General features: G+C 53.2%; 8 protein-coding genes and 1 tRNA gene. 6 read left to right on the top strand and 3 right to left on the bottom strand.

Translation table 11 applies throughout. The annotated features are described in order from the left end of the window. The first annotated feature begins 915 nt into the window (after nucleotides 1–915). The 3 genes from VGN12_07595 (at nucleotide 916) to VGN12_07585 (ending at nucleotide 2,937) form a co-directional block, all read left to right on the top strand. Nucleotides 916–1,404 carry a hypothetical protein gene (locus VGN12_07595; protein ID HEY4309300.1) on the top strand — a complete coding sequence of 163 codons (489 nt, stop codon included), beginning with the start codon at nucleotides 916–918 and terminating at the stop codon, nucleotides 1,402–1,404. Between the two features lie 58 nt (nucleotides 1,405–1,462). After that, nucleotides 1,463–1,549, top strand: a tRNA-Leu gene (locus tag VGN12_07590). Between the two features lie 434 nt (nucleotides 1,550–1,983). Next, nucleotides 1,984–2,937, top strand: a complete 954-nt coding sequence (locus VGN12_07585; protein HEY4309299.1) for a GYF domain-containing protein — start codon at nucleotides 1,984–1,986, stop codon at nucleotides 2,935–2,937. Here the strand turns inward: VGN12_07585 and VGN12_07580 are convergent. Continuing rightward, entirely contained in the window at nucleotides 2,914–3,795 is an 882-nt protein-coding gene (locus VGN12_07580) for a PHB depolymerase family esterase (protein ID HEY4309298.1), read from the bottom strand. The two genes, VGN12_07585 and VGN12_07580, sit on opposite strands and share 24 nt — an antisense overlap. 138 nt (nucleotides 3,796–3,933) lie before the next feature. Beyond that, the gene (locus VGN12_07575; protein HEY4309297.1) at nucleotides 3,934–5,007 is read right to left on the bottom strand and encodes a DUF1559 domain-containing protein; all 1,074 of its coding nucleotides are present in this window, start codon (nucleotides 5,005–5,007) and stop codon (nucleotides 3,934–3,936) included. Nucleotides 5,008–6,711: 1,704 nt separating this feature from the next. Between VGN12_07575 and VGN12_07570 the strand changes: the two genes are divergently transcribed. The 3 genes from VGN12_07570 (at nucleotide 6,712) to VGN12_07560 (ending at nucleotide 12,690) form a co-directional block, all read left to right on the top strand. Further along, the gene (locus VGN12_07570; protein ID HEY4309296.1) at nucleotides 6,712–7,695 is read left to right on the top strand and encodes a hypothetical protein; all 984 of its coding nucleotides are present in this window, start codon (nucleotides 6,712–6,714) and stop codon (nucleotides 7,693–7,695) included. A 2,148-nt stretch (nucleotides 7,696–9,843) separates the two neighbouring features. Continuing rightward, nucleotides 9,844–11,511 carry a glycosyltransferase family 39 protein gene (locus VGN12_07565; GenBank protein HEY4309295.1) on the top strand — a complete coding sequence of 556 codons (1,668 nt, stop codon included), beginning with the start codon at nucleotides 9,844–9,846 and terminating at the stop codon, nucleotides 11,509–11,511. Nucleotides 11,512–12,438: 927 nt separating this feature from the next. After that, entirely contained in the window at nucleotides 12,439–12,690 is a 252-nt protein-coding gene (locus VGN12_07560) for a transposase (protein ID HEY4309294.1), read from the top strand. A gap of 251 nt (nucleotides 12,691–12,941) precedes the next feature. Here VGN12_07560 and VGN12_07555 read toward each other — a convergent pair. Beyond that, nucleotides 12,942–13,301, bottom strand: a 360-nt coding sequence (locus tag VGN12_07555; protein HEY4309293.1) for a hypothetical protein, incomplete at its 5' end; no start/stop codon positions are given.

Below are 13,301 nucleotides of genomic sequence, written 5' to 3'. Positions count from 1 at the left end.
CTCGTGTTGCTCCTCGACGATCCCTTCTTCCTTCATCAACCGCCCGACATACTGCTTCCAGTCTTCTCCCGTGTCACGGCGGAGAATGCTCTTCATCGCCGCATTCGCCTCCAGCGTCGTGCTGTCGACGCCGACCGTCTTTAGCATCGGCACACGTTTTGATTCGCGCACACGGTAAATGTGATGACGATCTTCAAGCCGCCGCGGACATCGTTTGGCATACTGGGTTTGAGCATGACTCTTCGATTCCCATCGGACGACTGTCGGAGCGCATTCGGCGATGGAATCTCATACCCGACCAACCCTGGCTGATCGTCCTGATCGAGGATGTTCGTTCCAACGACGAACTTCTGGCACTCATTCAGCAGCCGTGGTCCGAGTGGGGTATACGGCTAGTCGCAACTGTTTCGGAACGCCTTGGAGTCTGGCTTTCCGAGCAGAAGACTAATCGTCAAGTGGAGATTCATGCAGTCGAACGATTCACACAGGCGCAGCTGCGCGACTACCTTCGACGTTCTGGTCGGGAATGGGCAGGTATTCCACCGGATGTCGCCGAACATTTACGACTGCCACTGCTCGCGAGCATCTACTGCCAGTTCAATGCTGATCCAACATGGCGACCAACGAGCGAATACGACGTTTTTGCTCCGTTATGGGAAATGTTGCGAACGCATCTCAGCCAAGCGAATCATCCGGATGATCAAGCCAACCTACGAAATCTGGCCGGGAGCCTGCTACTTCCCGGTACGGAGTATCCTTGGACGTTGAAATCGTGTCGGGATTCAGGGCTCGATTCAGAAACCATAACTCGGTTGGAGAATCTCGGATGGCTTAGCCGACAAAATGGGCGCGTCGCGATGTGGCACTAACCGTTGGAAGTGGCCATGCGAGCAACTGCACGACTACGTGCTCCTCATGGCAAATACCGGCCTTCGGCCGGACGAAGCCGCTCGCCTTGAGCATCGAGATGTGAAGGTCGTCAAGGATCAAGACAGTTCACAGGTGATTCTCGAAATTGAAGTGCGTGGCAAGCGAGGGGTCGGCTACTGCAAAAGCACAGCCGGAGCTGTCGCGCCGTTCCGTAGGCTTTGTGCGAGGAACAAGCCGCAGCCGACCGATCCGGTTTTTGTCGGCAATCATCGGGAGCTGTTGAATACAATTCTGGCAGAACTCAATCTGAAACTAGATCGCGATGGCAATCGGCGTACCGCATACAGTTTGCGACACACGTACATTTGTTTGCGGCTTATGGAGGGTGCGGACATTTACCAGATTGCCAAGAATTGCCGCACCAGCGTCGAAATGATTGAGACGTATTACGCGGCACATCTCAAAACGACCCTGGATGCGTCGGCCATTAATGTGCGACGCTCGCGACATGCCCCGAAAGGCAACGCAGCTTGAACCGACTCGTGCGATTTTCGTTGGCACGCCGCGTCGAGCAAGCTATAGCTATTCGTGTGCGGGCGTGGCGAAACTGGTAGACGCACGAGACTTAAAATCTCGGTCCCTTGAGGGAGTGCCGGTTCAATTCCGGCCGCCCGCACCAGCCAGGATTGTCACAGTATCGTCGACTTAACAAAATCGTCTTCGAATGGTGGCAGAACATCGGAATTTCCCAATAGAAATCAGTGTTGCTGGTCTGATCACGGTTCCGCGTCTGATGTCCGAGGTGACGGATCGCGCGGCCGAGTTATCGGCGTGGAATCGTGTGGGCGATTTTGTCGGCGAGATCGTGACCAAGGCGATGCAAAGGCGCCGACGTGATCGCAGCTCCTGGTAGATTCGCCCTCGCGTTGGCGTTTGCAGCCGACGTCTTCCTTTACTATGAATGGGACAAACCATCTTAGTGTGTCCCTGCGAACGAAACCTTTCTTCCGAGAGTGTTTTCATCTAATTTCTATGGAATCTTGCTATCGGTTCACGCCAGTGCCAAAATGACACTGTTTGCCAGTGCTGTGAATCGTACCAGGAGGTGGAGTGATGAGCACGCAGTGGTGGTTTAAATCGCTTGGTCAGGAATTCGGTCCCCTCTCTTTTGACGATCTTGTGAATACGGCTCGCAATGGGGCACTGGTTGCGACTGATTTTGTTCGCGACGAAAGCTCGGTATGGCGCCCCGCTGATTCCGTCGAGGGGCTCTTCCAGGTTGCGCCAAAGGACGAATGGCTCATCGAAGTCATCGGCCAGACGCTGGGGCCGCTCTCGCTTGCGGATGTCGCAAAAATGATCCGAGAGCGCAAACTCATGCCGAGCGACCGCGTTCGACGCGATGACTTCTCTGAGTGGCAAACGATCGGCGCCATTCTCAAGAAATGGAATGCTGCCGCTCCTGGAGACACTGCCGAGCGTCCTACCGGACCAGGACCGACAACAGCCGATGAGTTGGAATCGCTGATCTTGTCCGTCTTGGGCGCCCCGAGCGAAAGCCGATCAAAACCAAGCCTGGTGGAGCTTGGGCTGGCCGAAACGCCCGATATCGAAACCATAGAGTCTGCACGAGTGCTCCGGCATGAGGTAACCGTCGATTCGCCCAATGCGGATGCCAAAAACGTCGGCACGCGCTGGTCACCCATGAATTTGTTTCGACGAGGGTTGCCAGAATCTAAGGCGGGCGAGCCAGTCGCTCCAGTCGAAGCAGAGCCCGTAATTGAGCCGAAGGCTACCCAAGTTTTGCTGCCGCCGATCGAGCGGCAATTCGATGCAGCTAAGCCCGACGAGGAAAACGCTGCAAATCAAGGCCCTCGCAGAATTTCATGGCTGGAAAGCCTACTTTTGGTCGGCGGTATCGCTCTAGCTCTCCAGCTTTATCCGCCGGCAGCCTCAAAGACGCTCGCTGTGATCGATATCAGGGGTTGGACTTGGGGCAACTGGGTGGCTGCGGAAATAGCGATCGTCATAGCGCTTAGCGGCCTAGTCTTCTGGCGCCGCGGTTGACGAAGCGACAGCCATTCGCGTTCTGCTGCGCAGGGCTGACCAAGTGGCGATCGCCATCATGAGTGGAACGAAAACTGTAAGTACAAGTTGCCACGGCTCCCAACTTTTGAGAAGATTCCGTGAGCGGTTTTTCAATGATATCGATCCCGGCAATGGCGAGGAATGTCCGCGACGCGCTGCAAGCAGCCAGTCAAGTAAGTGATATTCCTCAAATGCCATCGACCAGCAATTATGGCCGTCGCCATCAACGGTAGAAAGATGCACGAGCTTCTCGGCCTTCTGCAAACGGTTGACAGTTTCCTTGATTCTTGCCTCAAGATTTGTGTCATGAATGGAATGGAAGGCCCAAACCGGGATGTCTATGTGCTGCTCGATGCCTTCAACTGGCGAACCACTCGACGCAAGTGGCGCTATGGCAGCGAATAGGCCTGGATTCCTCGCGGCGAGCTCCCAGCACGCGGTACCTCCTGACGACAAACCGGCTAATGTAACGTGGTCCGGATCAATAGGGTAGTCGTCGATCGTACGCCGTATCAAAGCCGCAACAAAATCCAGCACCTCACCCGGTTCGCCGTCTGCCTTTATGCCGAGCACTTGATGCCAACTCTCATCCTGACGCGGACACTGCGGAACCAGAAAGAAGAATGGATATCGGGCGCATTCATGCGGAGGCTGAAACACGAGAGTATCGGTCCACCGGAGCTGATGTACATTATCGTGTCCACTCTCCCCGAGCCCATGCAGCCACACAACGAGCGGCCGTGCCTGCATCTGATCGGCGGGAACGAATAATCGATACGGAAGTCGGCCGGGTTCCGCATTTACCTGCGGAATCTCAAAGTCATGAGCCTCCAGCATCGTGACGAAACTGGCCTGAAGGCCCGATGGACCGGGAGGAGCTGTAAGTGCCAAAAGAGTCAAGAGAGCGGACATTGTCCACCAAGCATGCCTAATGATCAAACCAAAACTATCGCTTCGCGGTTAGGCTTGCCAGCTTTACGGAGTCTTGCCGCCGAGTGGATCGGATTGAGCCGGCGTCATCCAACTCAACATCAATTTGGCATCCACATCGAAATCGATAGACTGAACATGGCCGTCGGCAAAGAGTACGTTCACCGTTTGCGCATGGAAGCTGAACAATCCTTCGCGATTGTCGGCTTGCACGAGTTTTGTATCTGAGCCGACGGTCTTCAATTGTTGCAAACTACGTGGATCGGCCCACGGCCGATCAAGTGGCTCATCTGCTTGGTAGCGGCCCCCCTTCAGCCAGTGTTCTGGACGGCCAGCGATCTCGATCATCGTGAACGTATTCGACAATCCGTCGGTGATTTCGGCGGCTGACAAGCCTCGACTGATTTCAGTTGAGCCCCCACCGGAATATAACGCGAGAACCTTGCTCGCCAAGTCTTGCGTAGTCGCGACGGGAAATGGGAACATGCTCTCCAGGCCATAGACTGCACTCTTTGGCAGCGCATAGCCACTTCGCTCGGCGATCCCCTTGTCCGCACCAAGTGCAATGGTGTAGTCCGCCAATGCCCCTTGATAAGTTGCCGTGTATTTACCGTCGAGATACTTTAGAAGCGGACCGGCTAATTTATTTTCGCGCACGGTCCTGGAAAACATGAGCGAGGGGACGAAGGTGCTTTTAAAATCCAGGTCACGACTGGGACCGGACGGACAGATTGCGAAAGGGAGTGCCGTCGAAATCACCGGCAAGTTGCTCTTCGAACAGAACATCTGACTGAAATCATATTGGGCCGCGAGACCCACTTGCTCAAAATGTGGAAGCAGATCAGCCATGTACGTGTGCAGCGCCCATTCAGAATCCTCTAAAGATTTGCCGTTAATCGAAATCGTCAGACTCGATGGGAAGTGACCGTTCTGAGATTCAAAGCTCGCGACCGCCAATCCGTACTGATGCAAGTTGTTCATACATTGCGTTCGGCGTGCCGCCTCGCGCGCGGATTGAATGGCGGGAATGCTCAATGTCACTAGGAGCGAAATGATGGCGATAACGAGTAGCACTTCGACCAGCGTAAACCCGGCAGATGGCTTCGTCCTTTGTGGCATGACACTCTCCAGACGTTTGCAGGTCGCTTCACCACAACTGACTACATGGTGCGTTAGAATTGCCGGTGCGGCAATAGGCAGACGTGGCTGACCAACTCAGGGTTTTAGCAGTTTCAGGTATTTATATCGAATGGGGATTCTTCGAACAATCTAGGTCCCGCGTTATATAACACTCAACTTATAGCTATTCAGGCGTTTGCCGGCGCGGGAAAGATGCTTGACGAGTCTTCGCCCCCCGTTATGATGATGCCTGCGGATTCTTAATGCGTGTTCACTCCAAAGCGGTCGAGCCCTAGAGGGGGTGACGGCAATGAATGAGCAGAGGCAGGCTGCCAACCCGGCAGAGGAGGACGCAAGCTCATTCCACAACGAGTATTGCCGGAGAGCTGAGCCTTATGACCGACTCCGGGTTGCCTTTGGTTTGTTGTTGATTTCTGCCGCGGATCTCAAGGCTCACCAATTGGTCACTAAGTCGCTGCTGGTAGCAAGTGCTCTAACCTCGCGTCGGGGTCTCATTCCTCTTACCGAGTTCGAGTCGGCGCTCGTTACGGGAGCATGGCCAGCTATCCTTCGAAGAATCGCCATTTTCAACTGTGTGGCTTCTACGAGTGTCTCGGTATATCAGAGCTTAACTGGCGCGAATTCGTTCGCTTTGGCCAATATAGGGCTTAAGTCCTTGGCTCACGTTTCAGTCGACCCGGCAGCCCTTGTCATTTTGGACTATTCCCGAGGCCGTCCGTTTCGAGAGCAACTGCAACTTTAATCGCGTTCTCAATCACACGGCAGCGATACCGTTTCGTTTCACCTAGGAGAATGAGAAATGAAAAGTCTTGTTGGTCCATGTTTAGTTCTGCTTGCGCTATCTGTCTCAGGGCTTCGAATGGATGACCCATCGGACGTCGCGGGAGGCTACGACGACCCACCACCACCAGCCAAATGTGCTGGTTTGAGTGGGACAGTCACTTGTTCCGCGGTTCCGACCTCTACAGCAGGATGCAGCACAACACTAAGTTCCTTTAAGAGTTGTGCCGAAGGCGATACGTCAAGCGCGACAGGTGGTACCTCCGTGCCAATGTGCGCAGGCAATCTGCCCGCTGGTTGCATTGAGGGCACTCGGACCCCACCGGTCGCTGGTTGCACAGGCGGGCCTTGCTGAAGACTTCCACTTTGTTCAACTTCGTACCTGATATCCAAGGCAGATCGCGCCGCGGTATGGGCATAACTGCCCATGCCGCGGTGCATCTTTCGACTTCTTGTAACCACCATTTAAGATTGTGCGTTTGAGGCTAAGTCGAACCGCGGCTTTCTCGCGCACCGCTCGCATTTGATTGGCCCCATCAAGGAACACCTATTTTGAAGACACATTCCACATAACGGCACGCGCCGTGCGCGTAGTGGGGGCCTACCTCCCTATCGGATTACACCGTCCAGAAATGCCCACTTCCAATGACTAGCCCCCATACTATTAAGCGGTTTGTGCGATCATTCGTTGTTCTCGTTTTGATAAACATATCGGTATCTGCAAAGGGGCAGGCGCTGGACCCGGCCCAATCTACCCGTGCCCTCATGACTTTGTTTGACAACTGCGAGTTCTCAGGGGAAGAGACCTTCAAGTTAGAACGACCTCACAACGCAAGCTATCTGTTCACGACCGAATTCGCAGGCTGGGTATGTCCCGAGGCGATGCTTAAACGAACATCTAGCGTGAAGAAACTGTTTAAGGAAGGCGATTCTATCGGTAAAGCAGCACCCCAACAGCAGTACCTTGAATGCAGCGAAGTAAGATGGACGCCAACCGGCTCCAGACTTCAAAGCGACTTGAGTATATCAGACAGAGCTTCCTGGCCATTTGGTACAGTTGCATCCGACACCGCGACTTTTCAGAGCGTTCTGCATTACCCATATGCCAAAGATGATTGGACATGGATGTGGGCTGATACGTTGCTTGGTGAATTCGTTTGTCACGGCAGGGCACCTTACCGGCTCGCGTTGATCGATATGGTAACAGAAAACGGCAAAGGCGGCTTTCGGCTCGCAGACTCGACAGGCGCCGTCGATAACGCCCAAGAATCGGTTACCTTTCATTTTGTCTCTGACGAATATGGCAAGTGCTCTGCGGTATTTGCTAAGAACAATGGACAATGGGTGCCGACTCGGTTCACGGTAACATGGACACGCGACGATAGGACATTTATATCAGAGTCGGGAGAAAGCAACCGTCTAAAAGATTGGGCCGCTTATACTGACTTTTCGAAGACACCTGCTGGACTTGATGAACTCGAAGCCACGTATGAGATTGAATATGATGGCCTCCCAAAGTCATTAAAAAAGACGGAACTCAGACGGCATCAGGGGGAACGTTCGGAGGCAATCTCGCGTATTGTCTTCAAGGCTTTCCGGCCTGGCGAAGTTACACCGGACGGTGTAAGGCAAGCTATGTTGCCAATTCCTGACGGTACCGAAGTGCTTCCGACTGACGATGCGAGAAAAGCAATAAGCTGGGTGTACAAGGACGGAGATGTTGTTAAGGCGATCGATACGATGGGGGTCGACACAGGGCGCTCTGCAACATTTTCATCTCAGCATGGACGATCCATCAGAATTACCGGCACTGCAATTGTCGTTGCTATATTGTTGGCGGTGGTATTGTACCGTCGCATGGTGTCGGCGAGCAGTAAAGGTGTTTAGATGCGATTTCGTAAGTCATTATCCTTCGTGCTATTGTGCTTCCTCGTTCATCGGAATCTCGCCGGTCCCTGCTTCGCATCCAACTCGCAGCTCTGTGGATTGCACAGTGTACATGCCGCTCTACACGCTATTGATATCGAAGCACGGTTTGAGGACCTAGTTAAGCCGGAAAACCTGTCCAGCCCGCACGGAAGTACTGCAAAGGATCTCATGCGGATTGCACAAGAACACGGTGCTTTCGCAAGATATCGAAAGGGAATGGTGTTAGCAGACCTTCGGACAGCCTCAACGCCCCTCATTCTTCACACGGGGGTGCCGACTGCCGGGCGAACGTTTAATCACTGGGTCGTATTTCTAGGAATGGACGGCGGAGGGATCAGAATCTACGACCCCCCATCGAGCAGTTACGTTGCCGCCTCGAGTGATTTATTGAGCTGTTGGGACGGGAGGGGAATCGAAATCTCAAAGCCCGGCGCGACGCATGCGCCATTTCACCTTAATATGGAAACACTTCTCGGATTGGGCGTTGTGCTGGCAGGAGGAGCACTCGTAACGCAGTCCGCATTCCTAAGGGCACGCCCTCTTCTAGCTTTGGGACTCGTAGTTGTCTCGTCCACCGCCATTTGGCATGCCATTGTTGACTACGGTTTCATTAACGATCACTACGGACGGGCAACGGTTGCGAGCAGATACGAGCAATATAACATTCCACTTATGGATATTGCGTCATTAAATACAATGATCGGACAAGCCGACGTTAGCATCATCGACGCCAGACGCTCTAAGGACTATGTTCGCGAGCACCTTCCCAACGCGGTTAGCGTTCCAGTGTCGGCCACACAGGGTCAGTTGAGAGAGGCGCTCGCGGCAATTCCCAAGTCCAACCGTGTCGTCGTCTATTGTCAGTCAAACAGATGCGTATGGTCAGATGCAATTGCTCAGCAATTGGCCGCGAATGGGTACGATAACGTATGGGTGTATCGCGACGGAATGAATGGATGGCGGCAAAAGCTGGATACCGCAGACAGTCAATCGCAAGAGGACGAATAGTGCTCACAATTGAATCAACGCGGATAGCGTTCCGCTGGCGCACGTGTGGAAGCATACACTGGCGTTCGAATACGTCATATGTGATAGGGTTATTGGTAGCGTATGGTCTCCTCGCTAGCGCACTTGCACATCTTAATAACCCATACGCATTTCTGGCCTCTATTTATGAATATCAGCTTGTTCCTCGCTGGGCAGCCGAAATCTTAGCTGCGACATTGCCGTTCCTTCACATCGCCATTGCGTTTTGTTTGATCGGCCGTTACCAGCAACCGAAGTCGTTTGCTGTAGGAGGCCTGCTGTTCACAATATATTTGTGTGCTCAGTCAACTGCACTAATTCAGGGACGGGATATCGGTTGCGGCTGTTTTGGGTTCATGTCGAACCGCGATGAGCAGGAGCTGATCGGTTGGAAGTCGACGTCGATAGCAGGCATCTCAGCTTTCGCGTGCCTTGTTGGATGGTGGACATCATACAAATGGCGCGATTAGGTGACGTGGGCATACTATTGACAATAAGATTGAGAGACTAGGTCGATTGCGCCGTGCTGCTGTGGTTGGATCGTCCTGGTGACAGGCAAGAACGCGACGCGGTAAAAAGCTAGCGGGCGTGAAACTCTTGGACGTAGAGTTCTGCGCCAGTCCCTCATCTCACTATTTCCTAGAACTGCCTAAGGGACACAGCCGATCAAATCAACGAATCGCCGATGCACGGCCTAGGCGATGTTGGGGGACTCAACCGAAAACAGTTTCCGCTATCCTTTTCATAGGATCCTTTATGAAGGCCGCCTTCCTGTTGTAGAAGAATGCCTTTTTGTCGATAGAGAGGTAACGAAGCGGCACATAGTCGGACATAATCCGTAATCTGCGGGCGTTGAGTAGGCGGAGTGTGCCGTGTCATTTGGGTGCGGCTGACCGGGCAATGTTCGAGTTAGTTGGTGTACTCGACCAATGCTCGTAAACTGCTTAATGCAGCCAGCATATGACCGCGGTCCTCGAATATTGGCGTCGATTAACGAGTAGTCGGGTCATCCGTTGCGACTGCAAATCTTTTACGTCCTTGACGATACGCCAGCGTTAGCAACATGAATCGTCTCTATTGATGGCGCGCTCGGCACGAATCGACAAGTCATGGCTTCGGATCTTTGGAGGAGTCTTGCTGTCCCTCCACATCTGGGTTGAACTCTCTTTAATCCAGAACATGTCGGTAACCTATAACGAGGCCAGTCACATTACCGCTGGGTTGGCATGTTGGTACGCTGAGGACTACGACCTTTACAATGTTAATCCTCCGTTACCACGAATGCTCGCAACGTCCCTGCTATTGGATCGTGCAGATATCTCGCTTGCATTCATTCATCGAATACAAAAGGATTCGGCGGTTCGCCAAGAGAATGTGCTCGGGCGGCTTTTTGCTGATACAAATGCACTCGGCTTTCATCATCTTGTGTGTCGAGCTCGATTGGCCGGCCTCTTTTGGATTACCCTCGGAGGGGTAATCGTATGGCGTTGGTCGCACCGTCTATTTGGCGCATCTGCTGGCTTGTTCGCGCTTACTCTTTGGACCTTTGAGCCGACACTTAGCGCTCACGGTGCTTTGGTAACTGCAGATATGCCTGCCACTGCCGCTACGATCGCTGCGGCATACTGTCTGTGGATATTTACTTGCAGCAAGAGGATTCGAGACGGAGTGATCGCAGGTATTGTGCTAGGGATTGCGCTACTGACCAAATTTACTGTCTTACTACTCGCGCCGCTCTTTGCAGTCATCTGCGCACATCACGCGCTCTCAGCGCTCCGTGACGCACAGAGTGAGATTAGAGATGTTCATAGGGCGTCTTACCTGTTCGGTTGTGCCTTGCTGTGTATCGTTGCGCTGATCGTCGTCAATGCAGGATACGGGTTCCAAAACGTTTGTAGCCCCATTCGAAGCTTCTCGCCACAAAGCAGTCTATTCTCAAAATGCTTCACGTTTATACCGCAAAGGGGCGTAGTCGAATCACTGCCTTGTCCGCTTCCATCAGCCTATTTGAACGGTCTCGACGTTCAACAAAGAGATTTTGAACAAGGCTTGTACTCCTATTTGAACGGCTGTCGGCGCCAAAATGGGTGGTGGTACTACTATCTCGTCGCATTTTCCGTGAAGTCCCCGTTGGGGCATCTGATCATTCTAGTTGTGTCGCTAGGTACCATAATATACAAGCGTATGTCTATTCCGTCGTTGTTGTGGGCAACGCCGTTGGTCATATTTACGGCTGCGTCATGCAAGACCGGCTACACGAACCATCTTCGGTATATCTTGCCCGCATACCCTTTCTACTGCGTGCTTGCGGGAGTGCTGTTTGCCGAGCAGAACCAACGCTTGCGCCGCTGTGCACTCGTTGCGGGCTTGCTCGGCGTGTCGATCTCCATAGCGAGTTGTTGTTATCACTACCCGAACTGGCTCGGATACTTCAACGAAACGGTCGGGGGTCCACAAAATGGATGGAAATATCTTGCAGACAGCAACGTAGATTGGGGACAAGATTGGCTGGAACTCAAAAGATGGCTGGATCGCAACTCACGAACAACGGCGATACACGTCGCACTAGCCGGTGTAGTTGATCCCGCGATATATCTTGAGGCACGTTACCCATTGCCACATGCTGGCATGGGCGGCATCGCCATCGTGGATGCGCATAATCTGATGCTCGATTACTCCTGGCTAATGGATCAGCAATTGGTATCGCGAATTGGTACATCGATATTTGTATTTAAGGTGAACCCGTGAAGTGGCGAGAGATCATCTGCTGGGGTATCATCGGCATATGGGGCGTGTTCGGAATCGTAGGCATATGGAAGCGTACAGGGTTAACGCACTATAGTGGCAGGCCTGGATTCAAGGAGTGTACATTACAGACGAGACCAAATGATGTGCATAGGTATGCTCTATACATGCCTGCGAATGCATCGACGCTCACGGATCGGCTGCTTGTAGTGTGCCTCCACGATGATTCTTTAATGGGCGTGGATGGCCGATCTCAGCTTAAAGAGGGGTTGGCTCTGGAGGCCTATCGAAGGAGAAACATCGGAGAGGCGTTTCCGTTCTTTATTCTCTTTCCGCAAGCCCGGCGGTCGTGGGCTGCGACGGACGAGGATTTAAGCATCGTGCGACAACAGATTATTCAGGTGAGAGAGCAGTACTCCATTGAAGTCGCCCGAGTCATTGTAATTGGAGTCGGAAACGGGGGACGAGCTGCGATTAAGTTGGTAACGGCTGATCCCAAGGCATGGGCTGGAATCATTCTGGTCGGGACCGAGTTGGAATGTGCCGATCTCTTAGCGGTCGACTCGGTTCCGATCCGGTGGTATCCAGATTCAGCCATCGCTATGCGACCGGTGAAAACAGTGCATGCAGGCCTTGACGTGGTTCTTCCAACGGCCCTGAGATTTCCCGGTACCGCCTCGGCCTACCGAGATAATCAGCTGTATCAGTGGATCTACTCCGTTTGCAAATCGACTCTCGGAGGTCATGAGCGCCCAGTGCGACAGGGTGACGAATAATTGACCGGCATTAGATTTCTGTACCAGGGGTTATGAAGGTTTGGGTTAGGGGGGACTTCGCTGTGCTGCCGGTGGTGATTGCGCGGCTCTCAAAGTTATCGCTTAGTTCGCGAGGAAAACAAAGCCGGACGACTTATGGCGATTTGAACTTCACATGGAACTTGAGGCGACGTACCAGGAGCAGACGTTGATCGACCAGGTGGAAGACAAGCTTGACCAGTTGGGGAACGCCGACGCTCGCGTGCAGCAGTTGTGGACCATTCTTGGCGTCGGTGCACGGCTGGCGGAAGTGATCGTCGCCGTCATCGACGACGCCAAGCGATTCAAGAACGCTAAGCAGGTTGAAAATTTGGCGATTGTTAGCGTTCTCGGCCGTAAGCCATTGCAGACGAAACGATTGAAATAGTTCAAACATCAAATGTCCGCGCCGTTGTCGCCGAGCGGCAACCGGCGCGCCGTAGCCATCCACTCCTTGCAAGATTCCGAAGAAAGTTCAATTGGCGTCAAGGCGCCCCGATTTGACGGGACAGAGAGCCCTTTGACAACGTCGAAGGGCTCTCTCATTTCCTAGCCGAGGGTTACGTCGTCGAGCCGCAGGTTCAAAAACACGATTTTGAGGATTTGTCGCTTTTCCGAGAAATCGGCTGTAAGCCACTTCTATTTCAAGGCTTGCGAGAGTTCAAAAACGCGGTTCGCAAAATCGAGCCTTTTCGCCCCGATCACGGTCCGCAGCTCGACTTTGAGCGTGATTTCGGCGATGCGATCACGTAACTCGGTCGCCTTGTGAGTGAACGTGTCGCCGTTGATCTCGTCGAGCAGGCGGTCAAACCGATTGCGAGGTCGATCCTGACTCTGGCAGAGAAAGGGTTGGGTCGGCGATAACGTCCTGATAGTTGCGCACAAATTGAAGGGGCAGTCCTGGAACTGGTAGAAGTTTGTTGTCACACGAACTCTATCAGTACGGAAGGACTGCCCCATGGACAATTTAGCAGGGTCGGCAAGCGACGAGAACTTTAA

The organism is Pirellulales bacterium, assembly GCA_036499395.1.
GTDB lineage: Bacteria > Planctomycetota > Planctomycetia > Pirellulales > JACPPG01 > JACPPG01.
This window is presented reverse-complemented; position numbering and strand designations above follow the sequence as displayed.

Excerpts from the sequence above, each read along its gene's own strand:
- VGN12_07560 (HEY4309294.1), top strand. The coding sequence starts at position 12,439 with ATGGAACTTGAGGCGACGTACCAGGAGCAGACGTTGATCGACCAGGTG.
- VGN12_07595 (HEY4309300.1), top strand. The coding sequence starts at position 916 with ATGGCAAATACCGGCCTTCGGCCGGACGAAGCCGCTCGCCTTGAGCAT.
- VGN12_07585 (HEY4309299.1), top strand. The coding sequence starts at position 1,984 with ATGAGCACGCAGTGGTGGTTTAAATCGCTTGGTCAGGAATTCGGTCCC.
- VGN12_07565 (HEY4309295.1), top strand. The coding sequence starts at position 9,844 with ATGGCGCGCTCGGCACGAATCGACAAGTCATGGCTTCGGATCTTTGGA.
- VGN12_07580 (HEY4309298.1), bottom strand. The coding sequence starts at position 3,795 with ATGCTGGAGGCTCATGACTTTGAGATTCCGCAGGTAAATGCGGAACCC.
- VGN12_07575 (HEY4309297.1), bottom strand. The coding sequence starts at position 5,007 with ATGCCACAAAGGACGAAGCCATCTGCCGGGTTTACGCTGGTCGAAGTG.